Origin of the sequence: Halorussus vallis, assembly GCF_024138165.1 — an archaeon.
Lineage (GTDB): Archaea > Halobacteriota > Halobacteria > Halobacteriales > Haladaptataceae > Halorussus > Halorussus vallis.
Genome location: NZ_CP100001.1, coordinates 22,701 through 47,255, shown reverse-complemented (window position 1 = coordinate 47,255; position 24,555 = coordinate 22,701). Strand labels below are relative to the sequence as shown.

Genomic DNA, 24,555 nt, shown 5'->3' with positions numbered 1-24,555 from the left:
GCTCGATTCTGCGCGGGCGGGGGTCACTTCAGCACGTCGCGGCGCTCCTCGGCGGTGAGCGTCGCGTCGAAGGCGTTGGGCGAGCAGTGTTCGCACTCGCGGGCCGGGTTGGTCGAGCGGTCGTAGGTCCGTATCGGGTGGCCGAAGAGGAACCACGCCTCCATCTGGTGGCGTTCGACGATGGCGTCGGCAGGTTCGCCGCAGTTGGGACACCAGTCGTCGCCGTCGGCGGGCACCTGGAAGGTGACCTTCTTCCGGCCGAACCCGGCGTTCGAGAACGCCTCGGCCTTCGGCACCTCTATCAGGTCCTCGACGGGGTACGGTTCGGCGGCGACCTCGTTGTCGAAACCGGTGTCGGCGACCACGTCGGCCGTGAGGTACGGCCCGCGTTCGACGGTGTTCTCGTAGCCGAGGAACCGCACCGAGACGGCGGCGTTCCGCCCCGAAATCTCGACGGTGTGGCCGTGGCCGACGACGTAGATGTCGAGGTCCCGGCGGGCCTTCTCGACCGTCACCTCGTGGTGAGCGCCCGTGACGTAGACGCCCGTGTCGGGGTCGCTGACCCGGCCGGACTGCTTCCACCCGGTGAGCGAGACGTCGTACTCGTCGGGGTCCCGAGACGGTCCCGCGTCGTCCGAGTAGACGTTCTCCGCGCCGACGACAGCGAGGCCGCCCGCCGCGGCGTCGGCCGGGACGAACACGTCGCCGGCGTCCTCGACCGCGACGTCGCCGTCGACGCCGCCGGTTTCGGTGTAGCCGTCTTCGAGGTCGCCGCGAACGACCGTCTCGGGGTCGCCGACCTCGGCGTCGCCGGTGGGTTGGTGGGTGAAGACGTACTCGGGGTTCCGGAGTTCCACGTCGCCCGAGACGCTCCCGGTGCGGAAGAACACATCTTCGGGGTCCTGAACCGCCACGGGGGCGTCCTCGTGGCCGCTGAGCGTCACGTCGCCGCTGTAGGTGTCGGTCTCGTCGGTCATGGGTGGTGTGAGTGGGGAGTGTCGGTCGGCGGGGTGTTTTCGCGGTCGGTCGACTCGCGTGGGTCGTCGGCCGGTCGCTCGTCGGCCGAGTCGGAGGTTGCACCCTCGGCGCAGAGCGTCAGTCGCGTCTCGGTGTAGACGGCGAGGCCGTACTCGGGGTACGTGTGGTACGTCTCGTAGCGGGCGGAGGGGCGAGCAGTCCGGCGCGACGCGCCGAGTTCGATGGTCGTCCACGCCCCGGGACCGAACCTGTAGGACGCGTCGGCGTCGGCCGCGCCGGGGAACGCGTCGATGTCGCGCACGTCGGCGCGGGTTTCCGCGCGCAGGCGGTCGGTTTCGAATCCAAATTTGCGCTCGACGCCCACCTCCAGCGGGGTCGCGAAGGCGTCGGCGCCCGCGAAACCGTCCGCGTCCGTGCCGGCCGCCGTCGGCGGCCGGCACGAACAGAGTTCGTGGTAGCCGAGGTCGGGGACGCCGACGTAGTGGGACGCGCCGATGACCGTGAGCGCGGCCGGTCGACCGAGGAGTTCCGCGGGGACGACGGCCTTCACGTCGAAGGCGTCGAGACTCGGCGCGTCGGTCGCGTAGGCGAAGTGGAGTTCGGTGACGTCGTCCGGCGCGGGGGGTTCGTCTGGAGTCATGGCCAGTCGTCGATGATGATGTCGTAGTTCGGGTGGAACAGCGAGTTCACGCCCACGCCGCGGTAGCGGGGCATCTCGCGCCACCGGAGGTCCCGGTAGCGGTCGCGGTACTTCCGGACGTAGTCGGTTCCCTCGGCGACCGGGAGTTGTTCGCGCGGGCCGGGCGCGAGGACGTAGAACCGCTCGACGCGCTCGACTTCGCCGTCGGCGTCCACGTCCTCCCACGACGAGTAGGGCAGGTAGCGGTCGAAGCCCGCGGCCCGGACGGTGTTGACGTAGGCCTTGTGGTGCTGGGGGTAGCCGTCGGGCGAGTACGCCCAGGTCACCACGGTCCCGTCGGGTTCGAGGTGGCGGCGCAGCGACGAGTAGAACTCCTTCGAGTAGAGTTTCAGCAGGTCGCTGTCGGTCGCGCCCGGCAGGTCGAGCAACACGAGGTCGTAGGTTTCGTTCGTCCGCTTCAGGAACGCGTAGCCGTCGCCGACGGTGGTGTTCAGCCGGTCGTACTCGTAGGCGTCGTCGTGCCAGCGGGCGTAGAACGAGTCGTTGCGCGCCGTCGCCATGAACTCGGCGTCGAGGTCGACGTGGTCGACGCTCACGTTGTACTTCCGGAGGTGGTCGACCGCGATCCAGTCGCCGCCGCCGACCACGAGGACGTTCGTCTCCGGCGAGTGGTCGTACATCGACATCGGCACGTCGACCAGTCCCTGGTGGTAGGAGTCGGCCCAGCTCTCGCAGAGCTGGACCGCCGTCCCGAGTCGCAGACACTCCTCGGTGTCGCCCTCGAAGTGGGGGTTGTCGCCCGCGCCGGTCCAGGTCCGCCGATACCGGACGACGTGCTGGTACTTCGTGGTCGTCTGGCTCGTGATCTCCGCTTTCATCGCGCCCTTCGCGTACTCGGACTCTATCTGGCGTTCGAGGTAGAGTTCGGTCACGCCGCGGTCGACCCGCTCGTGCTCGACGACCGCACCGCCGTAGGCCGCCGTCAACAGCAGGCAGACGGCGAACAGCGCCCGCGACTCGCGGCTGACCAGCGACCGGTCCTCGCCGGCGAACAGCCCCCAGGGCCGGTCGCTGAACCGCGCGACGAACGCGAGCGCGGCGACGGCGTTGAGCAGCGCCAGCACGAAGATGGTGGGGACGAGGCCGAGTTTCGGGTAGAGCACCCGGGCGTAGACGACCGCGCCGAACAGGCCGCCGACGTAGTCGAGCGCCAGCACGACCGACAGACCGCTGCGCTCGCCCTCGCGGCGCTCGACCGACCAGAACAGGCCGACGACCCCGAGCGCGAGGCGGTGAATTCGGGCGAACGCGCCGGTGACCCGACGGGGGAGGAGCCGCGACTCGGTTTCGAGGTCGTCGACCATCCGGGTCAACAGCGGGAGTTCGAACCCCGAGAGGAAGCCGACCGCGACCGCCGGGAGTCGCGCCAGCACCCATATCAGTTCGTTCGGGACGGCCTTCGGAATCGCGACGCTGTTCAAGCCGACGATGAGCATGAATCCGGCGGGCGCGACTGCCGCGAGGTAAACCTCGGTCCGGAAGAAGTTCGACGGCGCGTCGGCGTCGAGGTCGTCCGACAGCGCCGACCCGATTCCGAGGCTGAAGAAGTACAGTCCCACCGTGATGACGTACTGGGTCACGGTGCCGCCGTACATCACCGTCAGCAGTTCGGAGTAGACGAACTCGTAGGCGAAGCTACAGAACGAGACGACGTACGTCAGAGCGAGCAGGGTCAGCCGTTTCGTCTGGGTCGCTGCCTTCATCGTGGATGGGGGACCGGCGGCGGGTTCGAATGTGGACGGTCGCGCGACCGCGCGTCGACGCACCCGACCGGAGGGGTAATCGGCCGCCGTGCGGTGGCGGGCGTACGGGCGACGGCGAAATCGCGGGCGACGATTCGTCCGCGAGCGACGCCCGGTTCGGGTCGGGGAGGGTCGTCCGGGCGGGACTCACACCGTCGCATGGCGTCTGCGTTCTCGAATCTCACTTATAGACTTGTTGGAAACGCTACTGCTCGGGGCGGGCGCGTCGGGTCAGATTCGCGGGGAAACCTTCCACTCCTCGCCGATCTCGTAGCCGGACCCGGCGTCCTTGACCTCGAGGTCGATGGACTCCCAGCGGAAGTCGTGGCCCGACTTTTCGCCCTCGATGCGGGTGCCGACGCGGTACCATCCGTCCTGTGAGATGGGGTGTTTCACCGCGTCGTCGGGGTTCCGGTACACTTCGTCCCAGTTGACCGGGCCGGGACCGGGCTTGTCGTCCTGAAACGCGAAGGACGACCCGAGGTACGCGACGCCGAGCGCCGCGACGGCCACCGGGTACTTCGACACCTCGTCGGAGTGGTTCTCGTACCAGTCGTCGGCGTAGCCGCCGCCGTGGAACCACGCCCGGCCGTGGTGGGTCCGGGGCGCCTTGCTGTAGCCGCCGGTGCCGCGACCGGTCGCGCCTCGACCGCCGCCGCCGCCCTTCCCCTTCGCGCCGGCGACGCCGACGGGGCCGAACCCTCCGACGTCGTCGGGGTCGGCGAGCGACTGGCTACCGCCGCCGTCGTAGCGGGACATGACCCACGCCTGGTCGGCGAGGTCGATGCGGAGGGCGGTGTCGGTCGTCTCGACGTTCGAGACGACGTTGGACTTTCGCGGGGGCGGGGCGGCGTTTCCGGAGCAACCGGCGAGGGCCGTCGCGGCGGCGAGACCGCTCGCGAGGAGGAATTCGCGTCGTCGCATGCTCTGCGACCGATTCACAGTTATCACGTATATAACTATTGAAAGCTGTCGTTTTGAGGACGGCAGTTAGCGACGGGACTCGACCGTTCTCGGGAGTTCGGGCCGGTCGGCGAACTCGCCGACCGGCCCGAAGCACGGCGTTCGAACCGACGAGAACAAATGCGGCACTCGAATCGACGCGAAAGGGGACGCGGCGCTCAGTCGTGGCCCGAAACCCGCACGGGTTCGTAGGGTTCTTCGAGGTAGGCCATATCGCTCGCCGTGAGGTCGATTTCGAGCGCCTCGACGGCGTCCTCCAGGTGTTCGACGCTGGTGGTGCCGACGATGGGGGCGTCGACCCGGTCCTTGTGGAGGAGCCACGCCAGCGCTATCTGGGCCATCTTGACGCCCTTGTCGGCCGCGAGTTCCTGGACGCGCTCGTTTACCTCCTTCCCGCCGCCCTCGCGGTAGGGGTGTTCGTACATGTACTCCTCGGACCCGCCGCGGGTCGTCGCGTCGATGTCCTCGTGCGGTCGGGCGAGGTACCCCCTCGCCAGCGGACTCCACGGCAGGACGCCGACGTTCTCGCGGTCGCACAGCGGGAGCATCTCGCGCTCTTCCTCCCGATACACGAGGTTGTAGTGGTTCTGCATCGTCTGGAACCGCTCGAGGCCTTCGAGGTCGCTGGTCCGGAGCGCCTCGGCGAACTGGTAGGCCCACATCGAACTCGCGCCGACGTGCCGTACCTTCCCGCGCCGCACCGCGTCGTCCAACGCCCGGAGCGTCTGCTCGATGGGCGTGTCGTCGTCCCAGCGGTGAATTTGGTAGAGGTCGACGGCGTCCATCCCGAGGCGGTCGAGCGAGTTCTCGAGTTCCTGCTCGATGGCCTTCCGCGAGAGGCCGCCCGAGTTGGGGTCCTCGTCGTCCATCTGGAAGTAGCACTTCGTCGCGACCACGCTCTCGTCGCGCCGACCCTCAAGCGCGTCGCCCAGTACGCGCTCGCTCTCGCCGTTCGAGTACATGTTCGCGGTGTCGAAGAAGTTGATGCCGAGGTCGATGGCCCGGTCGATGATCTCCTCGGCCTCCTCGGCGTCGAGCACCCACGGCCGCCAGTCGCTCGACCCGAAACTCATGCAACCCAGACAGAGTCGGCTGACCTCGATGCCGGTGTCGCCGAGCGTCGTGTACTCCATGTCGAGTGGTCGCCCGGCGGGGCCAAAAAAGTGTACCGTCGGTCACCCGCCGGGCGATTCGAGCCGTCGATTCGCGGGCAGACGCGGACGGGCCAGCGAACTTTTCCCCTCGGGGGTCCTACCGCGAACAGCTATGGGTACCGATTCCGAAGGCCAGTCCATCGAGGTGAACGTCAGCGACGAACCGCCGGGGATGGAGCGCGTGCGCGCCGTCGCCGACCTGCTCGACGAGGCCGTCGAAGTGCCGGTCGTCAACTACAAGATCGGCCTCGACCCCATCCTCGGACTGCTGCCGGTGGGCGGCGACGCCGTCTCGGCGGCCATCTCGCTGTACATCGTCGCCGAGGGCGCGCGGATGGGCGCCTCCCAGGACACCGTGCTCCGGATGCTCGCCAACGTCGTCTTCGACGCGGTCGGCGGGTCGATTCCGATCCTCGGTTCCATCGTCGACGCCGTCTTCAAGGCCAACCAGCGCAACGTGAAGCTCCTCGAAGAGGAGTTCGGCGAGTAACCCCGGCTTCGCGCCGCGGACCACCTGCGATTCAGTTTCAGACTCTTTCTACGCGAGTCCGAGCGCGCCGACCTGCTCGGCGAGCAACACCGCGCCCACGACCGCACTGAGGATGCCCGACCCCGCTTTCAGGTACGTTTCGAGCGACGTGCCGAGCGTCCGGCCCCAGACGGCGGCCGCCGCGGCCATCGTCGCGACCGAGAGGAGGCTGAACGTCCCCAGAAACGAAACCGCCGACTCCGGCGTCGGCGCCGTCGAGACGAGCGCGACGACCAGCGCGCCGCTCCCGGCGAAGCCGTGGACGACGCCGACGACGAACGAGTCGCCGTCGAGGTGGGAGTGGGTGAGTCCGACCGAGAGGCTTCCGATGCCGAGGTGGGAGTGGAGACCGCCGCCGCCGTGGGCGTGTTCGCGGGTGCCGACGTTCGCGTCCGTCCGGCCGACCACCCGCCACAGCGTCCGCGCACCCAGCGCGACCAGGACGACGCCGACCACCGCCTCGAACAGCGTCGTGACGGGGTCCGGAAGTCGAACGCCGAGGAGGACGAACAGGAGGCCGAGCGCCGCGATGGGGACGGAGTGGCCGACGCCCCACGACGCCCCGACCGCGCTCGCCCGCCGGTCGTCGTCCACCAGCGTCGCGACCGCCGCCAGGTGGTCGGCTTCGAGCGCGTGGCGCACGCCGAGGACCACTCCGGCGACGAGTGCCGTGCTGACTGTCATACCTCCCGTTCGATTCGGGGGCGGAAAACCGCGCGGATTCGGTCGACTGGGAGCGTCGCCCGGAACCGTCGACGGGGAGGCGGCGGTCGAGTCGTTCGCGGTCGACCGCCCCCGTCTGGCGCGAATCGGCGAGAACCGACCCGGCCGGGTCAGTTCTCGCCCACGCGAACCCAGCAGTGGCCGTAGCGCCCGAGTTCGAAGCGGTGTCCGTCGGCCGTCTCCTCGACCGTCACCTCGCCGAGGAGGCGGACCGCCACGCCGCCCAGGTCGAGGGTCGCGGTCGTCGGTTCGGTCGAGAGGTTGTGGACCGCGACGACCTCGCCGCCGGGTCGGGACATCCGGTGGGCGAAGACGGTCGGGTCGTCGGTTTCGAGGAGTTCGAAGTCGCCGGTTCCGATTTCGGGACACTCCTTGCGGACCCGAATCAGTCGCGAGAACCACCCCAGCAACGAGTCCGACTCGCCGCGCTGGTCGGCGACGTTGACGCGCTCGTACCGGAACGGTCCCTCCGAGACGACGGGCCGAACCAGGTCCTCGGGGTCGGCCGTCGAGAAGCCGGCGTTTCGCTCGGCCGACCACTGCATCGGCGTCCTGACCGCGTTCCGGCCCGGGAGCGAGAGGTCGTCGCCCATTCCGATCTCGTCGCCGTAGACGAACAGCGGCGCACCCGGGAGCGAGAACAGCAGGCTGTAGGCGAGTTCGAGGCGGTCGCGGTCGGGGTCGCCGTCGTCGGTCGCGAGCATCGGCGCGAGGCGGCGGCGGATGCCCCGGCCGAAGATGCGCATGTCCTCGTCGGGCGCGAACGTCTCGAACACCTCGCGCTGGCGCTCGGTCGGGAGGCGGCCGACGTTGAGTTCGTCGTAGTTCCGGAGGAAGTTGGCCCACTGGCCCTCGTCGGGAATCTCGGGGAGGAGTTCCTCGACCTCACGGAGGGGTTGGGCGCGCTCCTCGGCGAGCGCCGAGACGAGGTACGCCGACACCAGGAAGTTCAACAGGACGTTCATCTCGTCGCCCTCGCCGAAGGCGTCGGCGTCGGGTTCCGCGAGCGGGTCGGCGTTCTCGCCGGGCGCGGTCGGCACGTAGTCGCCGGGAGAACGCCGACCGCTCCCGTTCGTGTTGCCGAAGTAGTGGGCGAGTTTCGACGGTTCGTCGTCGGCCTCCGCCAGCAGGATGGCGTCGTCGCCCCGCCGCTCGACGAACGACCGCATGTCCCGGAGGACGCCGTGGGGGTCGTCGAGTTTCGTGGATTCGAGGCCGCCCTTGTTGTCTATCATCAGCGTCGCGGCGTCGACCCGGAAGCCCGAGACGCCCAGTTCGAGCCAGAACCCCATTATCTTGCGAATCTCCTCGCGGACGTCGGGGTTGGCCGTGTTGAGGTCGGGTTGGAAGTGGTAGAACCGGTGGTAGTAGAACGCCTCGGCCTGCTCGTCGTAGCTCCAGACGCTGTCCTCGACGTCGGGGAACACCGGGCCGCGGTGGGGGTCGGGGTTCTCGGGCGGGTCGTCGCGCCAGACGTAGTAGTCGCGGTACTCCGAGTCGGGGTCCTGGCGAGCCTTCTGGAACCACGGGTGCTGGTCGGAGGTGTGGTTGACCACCAGGTCGACGATGACCTCGATGCCGTGGTGGTCGGCCGCCCGCATGAACTCCACGAAGTCGCCGAACGTGCCGTGGCGCGGGTCGATGCCGTAGTAGTCGGTCACGTCGTAGCCGTTGTCGCGGTTCGGGGAGGGGTAGAACGGCAGGAGCCACAGGCAGTCGACGCCCAGACTGGAGAGGTAGTCGAGGCGGTTCGTCAGTCCCTCGAAGTCGCCGACGCCGTCGCCGTCGGCGTCGGCGAACGCCTCGACGTCGACGGCGTAGAAGACGGCGTTTTCGTACCAGCGGTCTTTGGTCGTCATACGAGAGCACCCACTGCCGGAGTCGTCAACGGGAAGGAGGAAAAGTCTCGGGGCGGAATCGTCGCGCCGACGACAGTATTCGCCTCTACCGGGCTGACACGATGCGGAGTCGTCCGCGCTCCGGGTCGGCTCCCAATGTCGGTGCGACCGCGGCACTCGCTCCCGTCGGAAACCGCGGGATTGCGGGACCGGCGACCGGCGGAGTCGCCCGCTCCCCGGCCGCACTCGAATTTACCGCCGGTCGGCTCGGACCGTCTGAAACCATAAGTGTCGGGCCGCCGTTCCAGTAACCGTTCCGAGTGCGGGGAGATGGACGGGAGTTCCGACGCGGCGACCGGAGGGCCGAACCGACGCGGAAACGGGGCGGAGACGAACGCGAGGGCGGTGGCGCCGGAACTCGAACGGGCCCACCCCGACCCGCCGTTCGTCTTCGGCCTGAACGTCGTCGCCGAGCACGTGGTCGGCTTCGAAGGGCTTGTCCAACTCCAGGCCCGGGCGCTGCTGCTCGGGGCGGCCATCGTGCTGGTCATCGGCACCCTCTCGGCCGTCGTCGCGGGATGGCGGACCGCGAAGACGGTCGGTATCGAGAGTCTGCCGCGGTGACCCGTCACGCCCCGGATGCGCCGACGCGAATCGGTACCACGTCCACCGGTCGGGTAAACTACAAAATCTCGGCCGCCGACGATACCGCCATGCCGGACCGAACCGTCACCACCGCCGCGACCGGCCGGACGAGCGCACCGCCCGACGAGGTGACCGTCCAACTGTCGTCGAACGCGGTCGAACCGGACGTGATGGCCGCCCGCCGCGGGGTCGCGGAGCGGGCCGCCCGACTGCGGAGCGTCCTCGCCGACGCCGGGGTTCCCGGCGACCGGGTCCGGACGATTCGATTCACCGTCACCCAGCGACCGCCCCACCGCACGCCCCACTGCACGCGGGAGTCCGAGGACGACCCCGAATCCCGACCCTACGAGGCGACCGAGACGCTGATCGTCACGCTCGGGGACCTCGACTCGGTCGGCGAGGTGCTGACGGCCGCCGTCGACGACGCGGGCGCGGAGGTCGACACCGTGAACTTCGGCTTCCGGACCGAGACGGAGCGCGAACTCGACCGGGAGGCCGTCGCCGACGCCGCCGAAACCGCCCGGAAGCGGGCCGAGGCCGCCGCCGCGGCCGAGGGCCTGCGCGTCGGCGACGTGCGCTCCATCGCCACCGACCAGGAGGCGATGAACCGACGGACCGCGTCCGGACTCGGCGAGGCGCTACAGGAGTCGGGGTCGCAGGGTCCCGAGAGCGGTCCCATGGACGTGACGGCGCGCGTCGAGGCGACCTACGAACTCTGCGAGGAGTAGCCGACCGAATCAGGGGAGCACGTCCTCGCTGGTGAACGCCCGGTCGCACTCGGTGCAGTAGTAGCGGTCGAGGCCGCGCTTCTCGACCGTCCGCTTCCGACCGCAGTCCGGACAGCCGATGTCGACGAGGAGCGTCATCGGAGGACGGGACGGGCGCGAGCGACTTGAGTCGTGCGCCGGGCGAGCCCGGTCGCCTTCGGCCCAATCGTTAAATGCGGAACGGAACCCGCCTACTCGTTGCTCGTGACGTTTCCCGGTCGGATTCGCACCTCCCTGTTCGCGTGTGTCGGCGACTCTATCTCCGTGTTATCTTACGCCCCCGATTCGACTCTCCGTCCGTTCCAAGGCCGCTTGGGCAGCCTCTTGAACCGACAGGGCGGGGTCGTTCATCGCCGCGTCGCTGAGTCACCCCAGGTCGGAATTCTCGAACCACCAGTAGCCAACGAGGACAGGGACAAGTCCCCAGAGGAGCAGGACGACGACCGAGAACCAGTCCGTGAGGTAGATGGGTACATCGCCTCCGAGCCGGTCCGCGAGCGCCAGTCTCTCGGACGAAATCCCTGCGGGGATGTCTTCGATAGGAAGTTCGGGGACCTCGCTCACCGGGCGGTCGAGGGCAGCGCTCGCAATTACGCGGTACGCCTCCAGCGGATTGAGTCGCTGCAGGAAGACGTACCACCGTTCGACTTCCACCCCCGGAAGCGAGCCGGTAACCGCGTAATAGAGGCCGACGACCACCGGTTTCCAGAAGAACACCATGCCTACGAACGACCCTATCGTGAACGCCATCGCTCGCCCGCGGGTTGCCGCAGCGGCCGAGCCGCCGACTGCTAATCCCGTGAACGTCAGCCCGACCAGCACGCTCGCGGCGATGAACCCGGCAAACGATGTGAGGTTCGGGAACCCGTACAGCACCACGACGAAGACGGTGGCGATAGTGAGTCCCACGGTCAATGCCACGCCGGTAACCAACGTCCGTCCGACGAGTTTGCCTGCCACGATGTCGAACCTGGAGAACGGATAGCTCAATAGTACGCGCAGGCTGCCCGAGCGGCGCTCACTGACGACAGAAAGATAGCTGGCGACCAACGCGACGCCCGGGACGAACAGTTGGGCAAGCATCGCCACGCCTGCCAGCGCCATCGAGGCATCGACGGTTACGGTAGCCGGAAATAGCTGTTCGGCCGATAGCAGGGACATCACCAGAAAGGCCACGAACACGGAACTGATGCCCCACAGCATCCTAGAACGCACGGCGTCCTCGAAGTCTTTCCGGGCAACGTCCATCCAGTTCACCGTCATGGTTTCACCGTTTGGGTTTGACGGAAGTCGTTACGGTCCGCGTCGGAACGACCACCCGTCGTGTACGCTGTGAACACGTCTTCCAACGATGCCTGCTCGGAGTCTACGTCGAGGATTTCGATACCGTCGTTCGTGAGTTTCGTAATGACTCGTGCTTTCGCACGTGAGTCCCCACATCCGATTCGGAGGATGCCGTCCGCAAACTGCGTGGAATCGACACCATCGATGTCGGCCACACTACTATCGAAATCACCGGCTATGCGCAGGTGAAGTTCGGAGCCAGCCCCGACAGTTTTCCGTAGTCCCTCGACGGTATCGACGGCCACTAAGTCGCCCTCGGACAGAATGGCGACGCGATCACACACTGCTTCGACTTGGCCGAGGATGTGGCAGAAGAAGACGGTCGTCCCGTCGGCAGCCTCTTCGCGGACAAGGTCGCGCATCTCCCGGATGCCGTGGGGGTCGAAACCAGACGAGGGTTCGTCGAGGACGAGGAGATCGGGATCACCGACCAGCGCCATTCCTAGCGCCAACCGTTGTTGCATTCCTTTCGAGTAATCGCCGACGGGTCGGGCAGCGTCACCCTCGGCCAGACCGACGCGGTCGAGGACTGCGTCGGAAGTGGTAGTGGCGTCCGTCCAATTGGCGGCGAGTTCGAGGTGACGCCGCCCTGTCAGCCGTTCGTAGAGGCCGAGTCCCTCAGGGAGGACGCCGATGCGCTCTCGAAGCGCCTCCGACTCCTCGTGAACGTTCATCTCCAGTACTGTCGCGGTCCCCTCGGTGGGGCGAACGTAGTCCAGTAGCATGTCGATGGTGGTGGACTTGCCTGCACCGTTCGGCCCGAGGAAGCCGAATACCTCACCTTTCTCGACGGATAAGTCGAGGTCGTCAACGGCTACGACGTCGCCGAAGCGCTTGGTGAGGCCGTGTGTTTCGATGGCTGTCATCGTCGTAGCGTACCAGAAACAGGACAAAAGATTGTCCTCCGGAAATGCTAGGACGCTTTATCTCCGGGAGGTAGTGTCCATTTCGGTCGTGGTCACTGCCCAATATGTTGGGCGCTACGTTTTATTAAATGGCCAGTGGATACCGAGTCGTGCCATGCGCGAGGCCCGCATAACGATCAGCGATTCAGAATACGAAACGATGGGCATCGAGGGGCTCGTTTCGCTCTGCCAAGAGGCGGGACTACAGGACTTCGAGGAACTCGTCTGTCGTGGGTTCGGTGCAGTAGTGCAGGTAGAAGTTGAAACGCGCCTCGATGAGAAACGACTGTCGTCGCTTGAGTGCGTTGATCAGTGGGAACACGTTGCGGAGATAGACGATATACAACTGTATGTCATCGCATTCACTGCGCCGGGACTCCCGGAGAGCCTCGCCGGCGAGATGGAGGACCTTGTCGGCACCTGTAATCCGGTCGTAAACGAGCACGGGGCAACTCTGTCACTCGTCGGCCCACAAGAGGCCATTGCAGGGACCGTCGACAGGTATGAGACTGCCGGGGTATCGCCGGATCTCCGGAAACTTGACGTGTACGAGGGACGTGAGCGACCGATAGACGACCTCACGAATCGTCAGCGTGAGGTGATTCAGACGGCCTACGACAACGGGTACTACGAGGTGCCTCGCGAGGTGACGACTGATGACATTGCTGGAGAATTAGATATTGATTCATCGACGGTCGCCGAACATCTGCAGCGCGCCGAACGAAACCTGTTGCGTCACCACCTCGGACGATGAACTGGCCCGGGGGGTGCTTTCGAAGTACTCGACCAGCCTTTTCTAAAATTACTCGATGAGGCCGGCTGCGATGTCCGTAGCGCCCGGGAGTGGCAACGCAACGGTCGCTGCAGGAACCGTCTTTTCCCAGCGTTCGTATGCTTCTCTATTAGGAAATGCCCTGACGTAGGGACAGACTGCCGCGTAGATGTCTTCGTGCGATAGCGTGCCGTCTACGGGCGAGTCGACTAAATCCTCAATGCCGAACGAGAATACCGCCGTTTCGGGCGTGACCGTCAGGTCAGTCGTTCCGTTTGCGCGCGCTTTAATCACAGTACCGTCTGGACTCTCGGTCCGAATATCGACCGGCGTCTCTGTGAGGGCTGACAGGGCCACCGCATCGTAGAAACAACGGAAGTAGTACGTTTCTCCGTCTAACTCACCTCGGTGGTCCGTCTTCTCGTCTGCGTGGCAGAGGTCATCGATCTGTATGGCTCTACCGACGGTCCGGCGACGGACCTCGATAATCCAGTCGCCCAGCGTCTCTACCGTGTCCACCCCGATCAGTCGTGCCAGTGATGACCGAACGTCAGCGGGGAGTTCCGCAGTAAGAACGGAGTCGTCGGCGAACCATCGCTCAGTCGTCGCGTTGGCGTTCGATCCCTGTCGGTCGCTGCGACAGCCGCACGCACATTCGTGGTCGGACATACACCGGGATACAGCCAGATATCCTATCGGTGTGACTCCCAACTTAGGGGGAATGTTGAAAACACAGTGTTGATTCGTCTGTTTGACTTGCTCCACTTTCTGTTTTCGGCTAGTACCGACTCGACATACAACGGCTCAGTAGTTTGGTGTCTGATATTCCATGCGACCTTCTTCTTTGACCCGATTCGTAAGTCAGTCTGTGATACCGTCCGTGGGAGGACGGTAGCGAGCCACATCTGACATCGCAGGGATTTCGGTCCCGGCGCGCGAACTCGGCCCCATGGGGGAGTACGCACGCGTTCCGGAACTCGACGTGGCGGACGCAGAGACGCTACTCGAACCCGACGATTCGGGTGAGGGCAACTGGGTGGGCGCGCCGTGCGTCCACCGCTACGACGGCGACGCGTACCTCGCCGTGCGAGAGCGCACGTCCGAAGCGCGGGGGAGCGGGGTCAGAATCTTCGAATACGAAGCCGGAAACGGCGGCGACCTCCGAGAGGTCGCCGCCGTCTCCGCCGACGAGTTGGGGGTCGAGAGCGTCGAACGCCCCGCGATGGCGACCGACCCCGGAACGGGGGACCTGCGACTCTACCTGCCGGTGGACCGCGGGACGGGCGACTGGCGCATCGTCTCGCTCGCGCCCGCGGCCGACCCCACGGAGTTCGACTCAACCACGGCCCGGACGGTGCTCGCGCCCCGCGAGGGGACCACCGACCGCGCGACGGTGAAGGACCCGCACGTGGTGGCGCTCGGCGGGCGACTCCACATGTTCTACTCGGGCCACGACGGGGCGTCCGAGCAGGCCCACCTCGCCACCAGCACCGACGGCGAAACCTGGACTCGCTCGCCCGCGAATCCGGTGTTCGAGCGCGGCGGGTGGCACGACCACCACACCAGAGTTTCCTGTGTCTTGCCGGCGCCCGACGCCCCCGTTTGGCAGGTGTTCTACGAGGGGAGCGGCCGGGCCGACTACGGCCGGACCTGGAACCTCCGGACCGGGATGGCGGTCGCCCGCGACTTCGAGACGATTCGGGAGGCGAGCGCGCGGGGGCCTACCTACTGGGCCGACACGACCGACCGACGGGTCGGCGTCGACACCCTCACCGCGTGCCGGTATCTGGACGCGCTCGACCGGGGCGACGAGTGGGAACTGTTCTTCGAGGTCGCCCGCGACGACGGCGCGTTCGAGTTGCGGCGGGCGAGGGTGGACGTCGGGACGAAGAGGTAGCCGAGCGAAAGGAGGATAGGGACGGAGGAGGGCCAAGACGGACGAGAGCAGGGACGGGAGGACAAGGACAGAGGAAGTCGACGGGTGGAGCGACCGTGCCAGCCCGCCGACCTGTCTAACTTGAATTACGGTCCTTTTTTGAACCTCGCCCGAACGCCGACTACCATGAGACGATGGGCCGCGCTCGCGGGACGGTCCCGCGGGGGAGAAACCGACGAGGAGGGAACGGGCGGGCGAGGCGACCGCCCGCCGACGCTGGAGGAGTTCATCGAGGACAACTACCGGCTGTTCACCGTCATCAGCGTCTTCGGGACGCTGGCGGTGTACCTCACCCAGTTCCAGCGGTCGTCGACCGCCGCCACGAAGGGCGGCGTCGGCGCGGTGCTGGTGCTGTTCATGCTCACGGCGGTCGTGGCGCTGCGGAACTCCTACCGGGCCACCGAGCGCGCGCGGGCACACGGGGCGTACGCGTTGCTGTTCGGCTACGCCGTCTTCATGTACGCCTTCGTCACGCTGGTCGTCTCCGTGGTGCTGGTCATCGTCGGCCGGTACGCCCAGGGGGCCGAGAGCGTCCTCGGGTCCAGCGTCGTCTACGCGCTCGTGTTCGTCTACGTTCCGTTCATCGCGCGGGCCGACGCCTTCGCCGAGTTCGACGGCGGACCGCTCACGGCCCGAGCGGTCAGGCGGACCCCGCACCTCGCCGCGCTACTGCTCGCGTCGTGGTACGCGGTGCAGTGGTACCGCGACGCCCTGCCGACCGTCGAGTTCGGGAGCGCGGCCTACTCCATCGGCATCGTGCTCAGCCTGGTGGGCCACCACTTCCTCATCACGGTCGCGGTGTTCGCCGCGCTCCGGGCGCTCGACAGAATCGGTCGGGTCGTCGCCGGCGCGCTCGGGGCCGGCGGCGCTCGGTAGGTCCGGCGCGTCGGGACTCTCTCAGTAGCTTCCGGCCATCCGGTCTATCTTCGGGTCGGTGAACACGTCCTTCTCGTCGAAACTCGGCGAGGAGAACTCCGAGATGACCGCGCCGTCCTCGCCGGCGACGAACCAGTGGCGGGTGTCGGGCGGGATGGTGTACTGCTCGCCGGGTTCGAGGTGGATTTCCTCGCTCGCGGTGTAGTGCTCTTCGCGCATCGGTGGGTCGACCGACCGCGGGGAGTCGGAGTCGGCCGACGATTCGACCGAATCGTCGGCCGACTCGTCCTCGACGTAGAGGTACACCTCGCCCCACCGGACCCGGAACGTTTCGCGCTTGCCGGGGTAGTCGTCGAACGGCGGGTGGCGGTGTTCGGGGCAGGTCTGGCCGCCGAACAGCACCAGTTCCTTCGCGCAGTAGCGGTCGTTGTTCTCGTAGACGACGATTTCGGTGCCGACCCGGTCGAGGTCGCCGAGGCCGTAGTCGACGACCTCCATCTCCTCGCGCTCGGCGTCGGTGAGCACCACGCCCGCCTCCGCGAGCAGGTCTGCGGCGCGCTCGCGGGCGCGTTCGCGTTCCGCCTTCGAGGTGGTCCCGGTTTCGCCGGTCGTCTCGGTCCCGGCCGCGTCGTCGGCGTCGTCGGTCATGCGTCGACGTTCGACGCGGGCGGAAAAACCCTTGGCGGTCCCGGAACCTCGGGCCGCGCGAACCCGTCGCGAGTGGCCGTCGCGCCGTCCACTACTTAAGCCGCGTACCCGTAAGGCCGCGCCCTTTTTCTCGCGGACAGAATACCGGACTTCGGAAAACGGGACGACGGCCGAACCGTCGCCCACGTTCCGGGAAGACACAATGGACGCGACGATACGCGACGGGGACGAGAGGGGTACCGAGACGGTGGGCCGGCGACCCGCGGCGGAGGACGGGCGCGCCGACGACGCGCGTTCGACCGACGCGGTGGCGCGGGCGCTCTCGAACGAGCGGCGGCGGTTCGTCTGCCGGCACCTCCTGGAGTCCGACGAACCGACGACGGTGATGGAACTGGCGACGCTCGTCGCCGCCTCGCAGCGCGGCGTCGCGCCCCGGGCGCTGACGACCGACGAAATCGCGCGCGAGCGGGCGGAGTTGACCCACACGCACCTCCCGACGCTCAAGGAAGCGGGCATCGTCGCGGGCGACGAAACCGGACTCGAACTGGCCGAGGACGCGCCGAACGCGCGGACGCTTCGAACCGAGTCGTCGACCGACGACCCTCGGAAAAGAGTGCCCGACGGCGCTCGGGCGGGCGGTAATCGTGAGACGCTCGCCGCTGCCGTGGATTCGGCGGGACGCCGCGCGCCGGACCGAGCGGGCCGAGCGCGGGACCGCCGCGGACGAACCCCGACGGCGAATCCTGGAGGCGGTGGCCGCCTCCAGTCGACCGGTCCACCTCTCGGAACTGGTCGACGACCTCCTGGTCGGCGTCGAGCGACCGATTTCGCGCGACGAGACGGCCGAGGAGCGCCGGCGCGCGTACGCGGCGCTCCGCACCGAGTACCTCCCGCCGCTCGTCGAAGCGGGCGTGCTCTCGTTCGACCGGGTCGACGACACGGTCGAACTGACGCCGTACGGCGCCCGCGTCGCGAGGAAGCGGGCACAACGACGGTGACGGCCGGCCACTGGCCGGCCGTCACCGTCTACCGCTTTTCGGGTACGCACGCGAACCGGTAGCGGCGTCGTCGCGTGCCTGACTCGTCACGTGGTCAGACTCGCCGCGTGCCCGACGTCGGCGTCGCGGGTCCGTCACTGGTACATCGACGACTCGGCGGTCGAGTGGTCCGGGTCGGACTGTAACTGCTCGAAGTAGCGGGCGACCTGTTCCATCTCGTTCCGGATGGCCTCGGCCTCCTCCTCCAGTTCGCGGGTGTCGATGTCGAACTCGACGAGCGGTTCCAGCGCCTTCTCGATGAGCGCCCGCGCGGCGTTCGGGTCGGGGAGGAACGGGTGGGCCTTCACCACGAGCGCTATCGTGGGGACGTTCGCGTGATAGCAGTCGTTCACCACGGCGCCGCTCGTGCCGCCGATGAAGCCGACGCCGGATTCCAGGGGGACGCCGATCGCTTCGACCTCGCTCGCCATCTCCTCGGAGGTCACGACGGCGGTGACCTCGCCGACCGCCTCCTCGTTCTGGGCCGGGACGCCGGCCAGGACGATGGCCCGCTCGAAGTCGGCCGCCAGGTCGTTGACGATGCAGGCCGCCAGGTCGGCGCTCGCCTCCGGGGGCATGGCGACGTCGCACTGCGGAACCACGACCGACGGGTCGGTGCCGGCGTACACGCGCACCAGGTCGCGAACCCGGCCCTCGCCGAACGTCGTCACCGGCGGGAACGACTCGGAGACGATGTGGCCCTGTCGTTCGAGGTCGAGTTGTTCGGTTACCTGGTTGACCGCGATACTTCCGACCACCCCGTTCTCGGGCATCCCGACCAGGAGCGTCGGCGCCTCGGGCGAGAGTTCGGCGCGTCGTTCGAATCGGGCGGTTGCGTCCGTTCTGGGCATCCCGTACCTGTGCGACTCGTCGGACCGTAACTCTGATTGCCGGGGCCTCGGCCGTCCGGTCGGTCGTCGGCGGGCCGCGCCGACCCCGAACCACCGACAATCATTTCCCGTTCGCCGTCGCCCTATTTCCGTGATGTACAAAGCCCAACTCACCGACGGCGAGCAGATAGAGTGCGAGGAGTACGAGCGCCAGGACGCCGGCATCGAACTGTACGACGGGAGCGGCGAGTTCCTCGCGTTCGTCCCCTACCCCAACCTCCTCTGGGTCGGCAACGTGGACGACGACGGGAAGACCCGCTGGTAGCCGACCGGTTCGGGAGCGCGAAATCGCCACATCCTTGCTCGCGGCCGCCGTGGCCCCGCGCATGGAGTTCACCGTCGTCCGGGGATATCGCCGACCAACGCGCGGACGTGGTCGTCAACGCCGCGGGGACAAGCCTGGAGATGGGTAGCGGCGTCGCCGGCGCGCTCCGCCGGAAGGCCGGCCCCGAGTTGAACGAGGCGGCCACCGCGAAGGGACCGGTCGACCTCGGCGAGGTGGCGGTCACCGACGCCTACGACCTCGACGCCGAGCACGTCGTCCACGCCGCCGCGATGCCCCACTACGGGGACGGGAAGGCCACCGAGCGAAGCGTCCGGGACGCGACCCGCAACGCGCTCGCCGCGGCCGACGACCTCGGCGCGACATCGGTGGTGCTCCCGGCGCTCGGATGCGGCGTCGCGGGGTTCGACCTCCGGGAGGGCGCGCGAATCATCTGCGAGGAAATCGCGGCGTTCGAACCGACGTCGCTCGAAGACGTTCGGTTCGTCGGTTACGGCGATGAGTACGAGACGATACGCGACGTCGCCGAGGGCGTTCGGTGAGAGACGGGAGCACGGAGCACTACGCTTAAGTCGGGCGAATCGTATCTGCGTTCAAGGAAAGCGACACGAACGCGTCCGACCGGAGCGCCGGGGCGGCCGCGCCGATTCCAGTCGACGCGGCCGCCGTCGACGTGGCGACCGACCGTTCGTCGGCGAATCGCCCGAGTCGCGCCCGAACGACAGCCCATGAGCGACCAGTTACGAGAGGAAAAGCGAAAGATCGAGGAACTCCACGAGGTCGCCGCCGAGATGGAGGCGTGCACCGCCGAGGACGAGGTGTACCGCCGCGGCGTCGACGCCGCCGAGAGCATTCTGGAGTTCGACATCTGCGGCATCGACGCGGCCGAGGACGGCTACCTAGTCCCGAAGGCGACGTCGACCGAGATGCCCGCCGACGGCTACGACGCCGTCGCGGTCGACGAGGGCATCGCGGGTCGGACCTACCGTGAGGGCGAGTCGTTCGTAATTCCGGACGTCCGGGCGACCGACGCGGCCGAACCGGTCGACACGGAGTACCGGTCCGTCCTCAGCGTCCCGCTCGGCGACCACGGCGTCTTCCAGGCGGGGTCGCGCGAGACGGGCGCGTTCGACGAGGAGGACCTCGAACTCGCGGAACTGCTGCTGTCACACGTCACGCAGGTGCTCGCCCGCATCGACTCCCAGTCGGCGCTCCGGGAGAGCGAGCAGAAGTACCGGACGCTGGTCGAGGGGAGCCACGACGCCATCTTCATCCACAGCGACAGGCGGTTCCGGTTCGTCAACGACCGCGTCGCCGACCTCACCGGCTACGACCGCGAGGAACTGCTCGGGATGGACGTTCGAGAACTCATCCACGAAGGCGACCGCGAGTTCGTCAGGGAACTGGTCGAGCGCCGCGAGCGCGACGAGGGCGCGCCCCACTACGAACTCCGCATCCGCACGAAGGACGGCGAGGTCCGGTACCTGGAGATGAGCGTGCAGGTCATCTCCTACGAGGGCGAAATCGCCCACCTCGGCTCGGCCCGCGACGTGACCGAGCGCCGCGAGCGCAAGCGGACGGTCGAGCGCCAGAACGAGCGTCTGAAGGAGTTCGCCAGCGTGGTCTCCCACGACCTGCGCAACCCGCTGAACGTCGCGCGCGGCCACCTCGAACTCGCCCGCGACACCGGCGGCGACCACCACTTCGAGAAGACCGAGCGCGCGCTCGACCGGATGGAGACGCTCATCGGCGACCTGCTGAGCCTCGCCAGACAGGGCCAGGACGTCCGCGAAACCGAGCGCCTGGACCTCGAAACCGTGGTCGCCCGGGCGTGGTCGACGGTGTCGACCGGCGACGCGACGCTCGTCGTCGACGGCGACCTCGGCGAAATCGAGGCCGACGGCGGCCGACTGCGCGAACTGTTCGAGAACCTGTTTCGGAACAGCGTCGAACACGCCGGCGCCGACGCGACCGTCACCGTCGCCGGGACGCCCGATGGCTTCGCCGTCGCAGACGACGGGCCGGGCGTCCCCGCGGACGAGCGCGAGCGCGTCTTCGACCACGGCTACTCCACCGCCGCCGACGGGTCGGGGCTCGGCCTCACCATCGTCGAGAACATCGTCGACGCCCACGACTGGGAGATACGCGTCGGCGAGAGCGACGCGGGCGGCGCGCGCTTCGAGGTGGACCGGGGGTTCTGAGGGCTTCGTTCCTGGCCGGGGGAATTCCGTTCTCGAACGGAGACGAGGACGACCGGGAATTGTGATGCCGATGGAGGGGGATTTACGCTACAGATGAATCGGGCCAGAGAAACCGTTGCCGACCACCCCAGTAGTTGAGCAAAGGATTCTTCCGAATCAAGACGAGAACCGCCGCCGAGAGCTGCCTTCCATCCCGCCGAACGAGAGGCCGCCCTCGATGTAGCGCTGGGCGAACAGGTAGACCAGCATGATGGGCGAGGCGAACGTCAGCGCGAACGCCGAGAACCGCGCCCACGGCACCGAGTACTCCGAGACGAGCGAGAACAGCCCGACCGGGAGCGTGTAGTTCTCGGTGCCCAGCAGCGTCTGGGCGACCACGAACTCGGTCCACCCCGTGAGGAAGGTGAAGATGAGCACGGTCGCCAGCCCCGCCTTCGACAGCGGCAGGATGACCTCGACGACCACCCGCCAGGCCGGCGCGCCGTCGACCACCGCGGCCTCCTCGTAGGAGACGGGGATGCCGTCCATGTAGGTTTTCAGCAGCCAGGTGTTGAACGGAACCGCCGTCGCCGCGTAGTAGACCGACAGCGCGAGCTTCGAGTCGTTCAACCCGATCTGGACGAAGACCGTGTAGAGGCCGATGAGCAGCGCGATGCCGAGGCCGCCGCCGACCTGCGTCAACAGCACGTAGCCGAACAGAATCTGGCGGCGGCCGATGAACTTCCGGCGCGAGAGCGCGTACGCGCCCGGGACGACAAGGCACATCGACAGGATGACCGTCGGAATCGCGACGGTGAGGCTGTTCCAGAAGAACCGCTTGAAGCCCGACGGACTGGTGACGCCGTAGTCGGAGGCGTCGAGGAACTCCAGTCGAGGCGTGCCGAACACCAGCGCCGAGTCGGTGAACGGGATGGCAAGCCCGACGCGGTAGCTCGGGACGATGAGGTCGCCGAGCACCCAGACGAACGGCTGGACCGACGGGTTCTCGGGCAGGAGTCGCAGTCCGTTGACGGAGTAGATGGAGCCGCCGGAGCCCGACAGCGCCGAGATGAGGATCCAGTAGATGGGGAACAGCAGCGCGAGCACGACGACGAGCGCGCCCAGCGTGATGCCGAGGGTCTTGAGCGGCCGCACCGGCGATATCTCGCCCTTCCGGACGCCCTCGGCGGTGTAGCGCATCTCCCGGTAGGTGTCGACCGGCGTCGTCGCCAGGCCGACCGCGTCGTCCTTGAGTTCCCGGGCGACGGAGCGAAGCAGGCTCACGCCTCGTTCACCCCGTCTGCGAGCCGTCCCTTCTTGACGTTCAGCCACATGAACGCGCCGATGAACGCGACGGCGATCAGGCTGATGGCGGCGCCCTGACCGTACTCGAAGTAGGTGAACGCCTCGCGGTAGCCGTAGACGACGATGAGTTCGTTCGCCCGCGCGGGTCCGCCCTGATTGAACACGTAGGGGATGAGGAACTGCTGGAACGAGGCGGCCGCGGTCAGTATCGAGGCGAACAGCACCGGTCGCTTGATCGACGGCAGCGTGACGTGGAGGAACCGCGCGACGTAGCCCGCGCCGTCGACCTTCGCGGCCTCGTGGAGCTCTTCGGACACGTCCTGAAGCGCGCTCACGGTGATGATGACCATGAACGGGTAGGCCAACCACGCCTCGGTGACGTTGTACGCGAGGAACGCCATCCAGCGGTCGTTCAGCCACGACACCGACGCGAAGCCCAGCATTCCGAGGACCTGGTTGGCCAGTCCGAACTCGGCCGAACTGAAGATGCCCCGCCACACCGTGATGGTGAAGATGGCGGGCAGGCCCATCGGGATGATGATGAGCGAGCGCATGACGCGCTTGCCTCGGACCCTATCGCCGGTGACGATGAGCGCGACGCCGATGCTCAATGCGATCTTCAGCGTCACGCTGGTGGCGACGAACAGCCACGTGATGCCGAAGGAGTTCCAGAACTGCGGGTCGGTCAGGACCGCGACGTAGTTCCGCAACCCGACGAACGTCGCCTCGCCGAAGGTCAACACCGACAGCGCGCCGTCGCCCGCGAACAGGTTCGAGGGCTCGGCGTTCGTGAAGGAGATGCCGAGCAGGTACAGTATCGGGAACAGCATGAACGCCGAGAAGACGAACAGGCCCGGCAGCACCAGCAACAGCGAGGCGTCGCCCCGTTCGAGGAAGGGGACGTCTTCGATCCGGCGGGTGACGCGAGAGACGGTGCTCATTGGTTCGGTCTACTCCCAGTTCTTCCGGACGGTCTTTTCGGCCTGCTTCATGGCCTTCTCGACGCCGACGTTGCCGTTGAACATCTTCGTCACGGCGTCGGTGAGCGGCTGCCACACCTTCCCCATCTTGGGGTCGGTCGGCATCGGCACGCCCTGCTGGACCGTCTCGGAGAACGCCCTGACGTTCTCGGGCAGCGCGTCGCTCCCGGCCAGACTCTCCAGCACCGGGATGGACCCCTGCTCCTGGGCGGCCGACTTCAGCATCTTCTCGTCGGTGACGTACCACTCGGCGAACGACTGGGCGGCCGCGGCGCTCGCGTCGTCGTTCTGCATCGCCTTCGCGAAGTACCACATCTGGATGCCGGTGTACGGCCGGGGCTGGCCGCCGTCGGGCGTCGGCAGTTTCGTCACGCCGAAGTCGACGCCCTTCTCGTTGAGCGTGGCGAGGTACCACGGTCCGTTGATGGCGAACGCGGCGTTGCCCGACGCGAACGGCGCGGCCTGGGTCTCGTAGCTGGGGTCCTTCGGCATGTAGGGCTTGAACGTGTCGAGCGCGAACTGGAAGCCCTCCAGCGTCTTCGACTGGGTCAGCCCGAGCATCGGGTCCTTCTCGGGGTCGAAGTAGTAGCCGCCGAACGCCTGGCCCCACGCGCTGACGAAGTAGGGGTCGAAGGGGTAGCTGAGCCCGTAGGTGTTGTTGTTCGGGTCGTGGTGCTCTTTCATCGCCGACTTCATGTCGGCGACGGTCTTCGGCGGTTCGTCGACCATCGACTTGTTGTAGATGAGCGACACCGTCTCGGCCGCGTACGGGAGGCCGACGACCTTCCCGTCGAACTGGACCGCCTCCGCGGCGGTGTCGGTGAAGGTGTCGAGCGAGACGTTCAACTGGTCGCTCCGGTCGGCGACGAACCCGCGCTGGTAGTAGTCGCCGACCCAGTCGTGGGCCCAGTCGAACAGTTGCGGTCCCTGGCCGGCCGGAATCGCGCTCGTGGTCTTCTTCTTCAGGTCGGAGATGTCGGCGCCCTCGACGGTGTGCTTCGAGTTACCGTTGAACCGCTTCAGCGCCTGCTTGCGGGCCTGTAGCTCCGTGTCCTGGAGACTGTACCACGCCTTCGCGGTGCCGGCCGGGCCGGACTCGGTGGTCCCGGCCTGCCCGGAGTCCTCGCCGGACGTGGTCCCCCCGCCGCCGTCTCCGCCGTCGCCGCCCTCGGTCGTCCCGCCCTGTTTCTGGACGCTCGCGCAGCCCGCCAGTCCGACGATGCCAGCCACGCCGATGCTCTCGAGAGCTTTTCTGCGATTCACTGTCATGGGGTGAATATGTGTTGAATTAGTTGTTCACAACTTAAATCCTCGGGTTCCAACACGGTCTTTCACGCGGAATAGAAGTCTTCGTTCGGAC

The 24,555-nt window shown here is 67.3% G+C and carries 25 protein-coding genes and 2 pseudogenes; 11 read left to right on the top strand and 16 right to left on the bottom strand.

The genetic code is table 11. The annotated features are described in order from the left end of the window. Positions 1-23 precede the first annotated feature (23 nt). From NGM07_RS20375 to NGM07_RS20355, 5 genes are all read right to left on the bottom strand, one after another. Positions 24-977: a DUF8108 domain-containing protein gene (locus tag NGM07_RS20375; RefSeq protein ID WP_253520736.1), complete on the bottom strand. Its 954-nt coding sequence runs from the start codon at positions 975-977 to the stop codon at positions 24-26. After that, positions 974-1,618, bottom strand: a complete 645-nt coding sequence (locus NGM07_RS20370; protein ID WP_253520734.1) for a DUF2617 family protein — start codon at positions 1,616-1,618, stop codon at positions 974-976. Before NGM07_RS20370 ends, NGM07_RS20375 begins: the two co-directional genes overlap by 4 nt. Beyond that, a complete protein-coding gene (locus NGM07_RS20365) occupies positions 1,615-3,381 on the bottom strand; it encodes a spermidine synthase (RefSeq protein ID WP_253520732.1) in 1,767 nt (588 codons plus the stop codon). The genes NGM07_RS20370 and NGM07_RS20365 overlap by 4 nt, the downstream gene beginning before the upstream one ends. 270 nt (positions 3,382-3,651) lie before the next feature. Continuing rightward, positions 3,652-4,344: a hypothetical protein gene (locus NGM07_RS20360; protein WP_253520730.1), complete on the bottom strand. Its 693-nt coding sequence runs from the start codon at positions 4,342-4,344 to the stop codon at positions 3,652-3,654. Positions 4,345-4,541: 197 nt separating this feature from the next. Then, the gene (locus NGM07_RS20355; protein ID WP_253520729.1) at positions 4,542-5,516 is read right to left on the bottom strand and encodes an aldo/keto reductase; all 975 of its coding nucleotides are present in this window, start codon (positions 5,514-5,516) and stop codon (positions 4,542-4,544) included. Between the two features lie 133 nt (positions 5,517-5,649). On the opposite strand from NGM07_RS20355, the gene NGM07_RS20350 reads away from it, so the two are divergent. Further along, positions 5,650-6,027, top strand: coding sequence for a DUF4112 domain-containing protein (locus tag NGM07_RS20350; RefSeq protein WP_253520717.1), 378 nt, complete (start codon positions 5,650-5,652; stop codon positions 6,025-6,027). A 48-nt stretch (positions 6,028-6,075) separates the two neighbouring features. On the opposite strand, the gene NGM07_RS20345 is transcribed toward NGM07_RS20350, so the two are convergent. Then, complete coding sequence (locus tag NGM07_RS20345) at positions 6,076-6,750, bottom strand: HoxN/HupN/NixA family nickel/cobalt transporter (protein ID WP_253520715.1); 675 nt, start codon at positions 6,748-6,750, stop codon at positions 6,076-6,078. 149 nt (positions 6,751-6,899) lie between these two features. After that, on the bottom strand, positions 6,900-8,648 hold the full coding sequence (locus NGM07_RS20340; protein WP_253520727.1) for an alpha-amylase family protein: 1,749 nt from the start codon (positions 8,646-8,648) through the stop codon (positions 6,900-6,902). A 309-nt stretch (positions 8,649-8,957) separates the two neighbouring features. Between NGM07_RS20340 and NGM07_RS20335 the strand changes: the two genes are divergently transcribed. Together NGM07_RS20335 and NGM07_RS20330 are read left to right on the top strand one after the other, a co-directional pair. Beyond that, positions 8,958-9,251 (top strand): hypothetical protein, encoded by a 294-nt coding sequence (locus NGM07_RS20335; protein WP_253520711.1) that lies wholly within the window; start codon positions 8,958-8,960, stop codon positions 9,249-9,251. An 89-nt stretch (positions 9,252-9,340) separates the two neighbouring features. Beyond that, the gene (locus NGM07_RS20330; protein WP_253520710.1) at positions 9,341-10,000 is read left to right on the top strand and encodes an SIMPL domain-containing protein; all 660 of its coding nucleotides are present in this window, start codon (positions 9,341-9,343) and stop codon (positions 9,998-10,000) included. Between the two features lie 9 nt (positions 10,001-10,009). Here NGM07_RS20330 and NGM07_RS25380 read toward each other — a convergent pair whose 3' ends face one another. The 3 genes from NGM07_RS25380 to NGM07_RS20320 all read right to left on the bottom strand — a co-directional run bounded on the left by NGM07_RS25380 (position 10,010) and on the right by NGM07_RS20320 (position 12,249). After that, positions 10,010-10,138: a hypothetical protein gene (locus NGM07_RS25380; protein ID WP_256525454.1), complete on the bottom strand. Its 129-nt coding sequence runs from the start codon at positions 10,136-10,138 to the stop codon at positions 10,010-10,012. 267 nt (positions 10,139-10,405) lie between these two features. Continuing rightward, the gene (locus NGM07_RS20325; protein ID WP_253520708.1) at positions 10,406-11,302 is read right to left on the bottom strand and encodes an ABC transporter permease subunit; all 897 of its coding nucleotides are present in this window, start codon (positions 11,300-11,302) and stop codon (positions 10,406-10,408) included. After that, complete coding sequence (locus tag NGM07_RS20320) at positions 11,299-12,249, bottom strand: ABC transporter ATP-binding protein (protein ID WP_253520725.1); 951 nt, start codon at positions 12,247-12,249, stop codon at positions 11,299-11,301. Before NGM07_RS20320 ends, NGM07_RS20325 begins: the two co-directional genes overlap by 4 nt. A gap of 154 nt (positions 12,250-12,403) precedes the next feature. Here NGM07_RS20320 and NGM07_RS20315 point away from each other — a divergent pair, with 154 nt between their 5' ends. Next, on the top strand, positions 12,404-13,042 hold the full coding sequence (locus NGM07_RS20315) for a helix-turn-helix domain-containing protein (RefSeq protein ID WP_253520704.1): 639 nt from the start codon (positions 12,404-12,406) through the stop codon (positions 13,040-13,042). A 48-nt stretch (positions 13,043-13,090) separates the two neighbouring features. Here NGM07_RS20315 and merB read toward each other — a convergent pair whose 3' ends face one another. Then, on the bottom strand, positions 13,091-13,729 hold the full coding sequence (merB, locus tag NGM07_RS20310; protein WP_253520702.1) for an organomercurial lyase: 639 nt from the start codon (positions 13,727-13,729) through the stop codon (positions 13,091-13,093). Positions 13,730-14,009: 280 nt separating this feature from the next. Here merB and NGM07_RS20305 point away from each other — a divergent pair, with 280 nt between their 5' ends. Continuing rightward, positions 14,010-14,957, top strand: a complete 948-nt coding sequence (locus tag NGM07_RS20305) for a hypothetical protein (RefSeq protein WP_253520701.1) — start codon at positions 14,010-14,012, stop codon at positions 14,955-14,957. A 165-nt stretch (positions 14,958-15,122) separates the two neighbouring features. Continuing rightward, positions 15,123-15,872, top strand: a complete 750-nt coding sequence (locus NGM07_RS20300; protein WP_253520699.1) for a hypothetical protein — start codon at positions 15,123-15,125, stop codon at positions 15,870-15,872. A gap of 21 nt (positions 15,873-15,893) precedes the next feature. On the opposite strand, the gene NGM07_RS20295 is transcribed toward NGM07_RS20300, so the two are convergent. After that, a complete protein-coding gene (locus tag NGM07_RS20295; protein WP_253521182.1) occupies positions 15,894-16,370 on the bottom strand; it encodes a D-lyxose/D-mannose family sugar isomerase in 477 nt (158 codons plus the stop codon). A 148-nt stretch (positions 16,371-16,518) separates the two neighbouring features. On the opposite strand from NGM07_RS20295, the pseudogene NGM07_RS25555 reads away from it, so the two are divergent. Next, a pseudogene (locus NGM07_RS25555) lies at positions 16,519-17,040 on the top strand (DUF7344 domain-containing protein); the annotation flags it as partial. Between the two features lie 124 nt (positions 17,041-17,164). After that, the gene (locus tag NGM07_RS20290) at positions 17,165-17,518 is read left to right on the top strand and encodes a DUF7344 domain-containing protein (protein ID WP_253520695.1); all 354 of its coding nucleotides are present in this window, start codon (positions 17,165-17,167) and stop codon (positions 17,516-17,518) included. A 134-nt stretch (positions 17,519-17,652) separates the two neighbouring features. On the opposite strand, the gene NGM07_RS20285 is transcribed toward NGM07_RS20290, so the two are convergent. Further along, the gene (locus tag NGM07_RS20285) at positions 17,653-18,408 is read right to left on the bottom strand and encodes a proteasome assembly chaperone family protein (RefSeq protein WP_253520693.1); all 756 of its coding nucleotides are present in this window, start codon (positions 18,406-18,408) and stop codon (positions 17,653-17,655) included. A 133-nt stretch (positions 18,409-18,541) separates the two neighbouring features. Between NGM07_RS20285 and NGM07_RS20280 the strand changes: the two genes are divergently transcribed. The 3 genes and pseudogenes from NGM07_RS20280 (at position 18,542) to NGM07_RS20270 (ending at position 20,931) form a co-directional block, all read left to right on the top strand. After that, a complete protein-coding gene (locus NGM07_RS20280) occupies positions 18,542-18,712 on the top strand; it encodes a hypothetical protein (RefSeq protein WP_253520691.1) in 171 nt (56 codons plus the stop codon). Between the two features lie 61 nt (positions 18,713-18,773). Then, a pseudogene (locus tag NGM07_RS20275) lies at positions 18,774-19,272 on the top strand (macro domain-containing protein). 186 nt (positions 19,273-19,458) lie between these two features. After that, complete coding sequence (locus NGM07_RS20270) at positions 19,459-20,931, top strand: PAS domain S-box protein (RefSeq protein ID WP_253520688.1); 1,473 nt, start codon at positions 19,459-19,461, stop codon at positions 20,929-20,931. A gap of 156 nt (positions 20,932-21,087) precedes the next feature. Here NGM07_RS20270 and NGM07_RS20265 read toward each other — a convergent pair whose 3' ends face one another. Genes NGM07_RS20265 through NGM07_RS20255 form a run of 3 tightly spaced genes read right to left on the bottom strand, consistent with a single transcriptional unit; the run spans position 21,088 to position 24,464 of the window. Next, entirely contained in the window at positions 21,088-22,194 is a 1,107-nt protein-coding gene (locus tag NGM07_RS20265) for a sugar ABC transporter permease (RefSeq protein ID WP_253520723.1), read from the bottom strand. Beyond that, positions 22,191-23,156 carry a carbohydrate ABC transporter permease gene (locus tag NGM07_RS20260; protein ID WP_253520684.1) on the bottom strand — a complete coding sequence of 322 codons (966 nt, stop codon included), beginning with the start codon at positions 23,154-23,156 and terminating at the stop codon, positions 22,191-22,193. Before NGM07_RS20260 ends, NGM07_RS20265 begins: the two co-directional genes overlap by 4 nt. 9 nt (positions 23,157-23,165) lie before the next feature. After that, positions 23,166-24,464, bottom strand: a complete 1,299-nt coding sequence (locus NGM07_RS20255) for an extracellular solute-binding protein (RefSeq protein WP_253520682.1) — start codon at positions 24,462-24,464, stop codon at positions 23,166-23,168. Positions 24,465-24,555 lie beyond the last annotated feature (91 nt).

What these genes read in the sequence shown, in the direction of transcription:
- NGM07_RS20360 (WP_253520730.1), bottom strand. Translation starts at nt 4,344, where the DNA reads ATGCGACGACGCGAATTCCTCCTCGCGAGCGGTCTCGCCGCCGCGACG.
- NGM07_RS20330 (WP_253520710.1), top strand. Translation starts at nt 9,341, where the DNA reads ATGCCGGACCGAACCGTCACCACCGCCGCGACCGGCCGGACGAGCGCA.
- NGM07_RS20325 (WP_253520708.1), bottom strand. Translation starts at nt 11,302, where the DNA reads ATGACGGTGAACTGGATGGACGTTGCCCGGAAAGACTTCGAGGACGCC.
- NGM07_RS20350 (WP_253520717.1), top strand. Translation starts at nt 5,650, where the DNA reads ATGGGTACCGATTCCGAAGGCCAGTCCATCGAGGTGAACGTCAGCGAC.
- NGM07_RS20335 (WP_253520711.1), top strand. Translation starts at nt 8,958, where the DNA reads ATGGACGGGAGTTCCGACGCGGCGACCGGAGGGCCGAACCGACGCGGA.
- NGM07_RS20300 (WP_253520699.1), top strand. Translation starts at nt 15,123, where the DNA reads ATGAGACGATGGGCCGCGCTCGCGGGACGGTCCCGCGGGGGAGAAACC.
- NGM07_RS20370 (WP_253520734.1), bottom strand. Translation starts at nt 1,618, where the DNA reads ATGACTCCAGACGAACCCCCCGCGCCGGACGACGTCACCGAACTCCAC.
- NGM07_RS20295 (WP_253521182.1), bottom strand. Translation starts at nt 16,370, where the DNA reads ATGGAGGTCGTCGACTACGGCCTCGGCGACCTCGACCGGGTCGGCACC.
- merB (WP_253520702.1), bottom strand. Translation starts at nt 13,729, where the DNA reads ATGTCCGACCACGAATGTGCGTGCGGCTGTCGCAGCGACCGACAGGGA.
- NGM07_RS20345 (WP_253520715.1), bottom strand. Translation starts at nt 6,750, where the DNA reads ATGACAGTCAGCACGGCACTCGTCGCCGGAGTGGTCCTCGGCGTGCGC.
- NGM07_RS20270 (WP_253520688.1), top strand. Translation starts at nt 19,459, where the DNA reads ATGAGCGACCAGTTACGAGAGGAAAAGCGAAAGATCGAGGAACTCCAC.
- NGM07_RS20365 (WP_253520732.1), bottom strand. Translation starts at nt 3,381, where the DNA reads ATGAAGGCAGCGACCCAGACGAAACGGCTGACCCTGCTCGCTCTGACG.
- NGM07_RS20340 (WP_253520727.1), bottom strand. Translation starts at nt 8,648, where the DNA reads ATGACGACCAAAGACCGCTGGTACGAAAACGCCGTCTTCTACGCCGTC.
- NGM07_RS20305 (WP_253520701.1), top strand. Translation starts at nt 14,010, where the DNA reads ATGGGGGAGTACGCACGCGTTCCGGAACTCGACGTGGCGGACGCAGAG.
- NGM07_RS20375 (WP_253520736.1), bottom strand. Translation starts at nt 977, where the DNA reads ATGACCGACGAGACCGACACCTACAGCGGCGACGTGACGCTCAGCGGC.
- NGM07_RS25380 (WP_256525454.1), bottom strand. Translation starts at nt 10,138, where the DNA reads ATGACGCTCCTCGTCGACATCGGCTGTCCGGACTGCGGTCGGAAGCGG.
- NGM07_RS20280 (WP_253520691.1), top strand. Translation starts at nt 18,542, where the DNA reads ATGTACAAAGCCCAACTCACCGACGGCGAGCAGATAGAGTGCGAGGAG.
- NGM07_RS20315 (WP_253520704.1), top strand. Translation starts at nt 12,404, where the DNA reads ATGCGCGAGGCCCGCATAACGATCAGCGATTCAGAATACGAAACGATG.
- NGM07_RS20255 (WP_253520682.1), bottom strand. Translation starts at nt 24,464, where the DNA reads ATGACAGTGAATCGCAGAAAAGCTCTCGAGAGCATCGGCGTGGCTGGC.
- NGM07_RS20320 (WP_253520725.1), bottom strand. Translation starts at nt 12,249, where the DNA reads ATGACAGCCATCGAAACACACGGCCTCACCAAGCGCTTCGGCGACGTC.
- NGM07_RS20285 (WP_253520693.1), bottom strand. Translation starts at nt 18,408, where the DNA reads ATGCCCAGAACGGACGCAACCGCCCGATTCGAACGACGCGCCGAACTC.
- NGM07_RS20260 (WP_253520684.1), bottom strand. Translation starts at nt 23,156, where the DNA reads ATGAGCACCGTCTCTCGCGTCACCCGCCGGATCGAAGACGTCCCCTTC.
- NGM07_RS20355 (WP_253520729.1), bottom strand. Translation starts at nt 5,516, where the DNA reads ATGGAGTACACGACGCTCGGCGACACCGGCATCGAGGTCAGCCGACTC.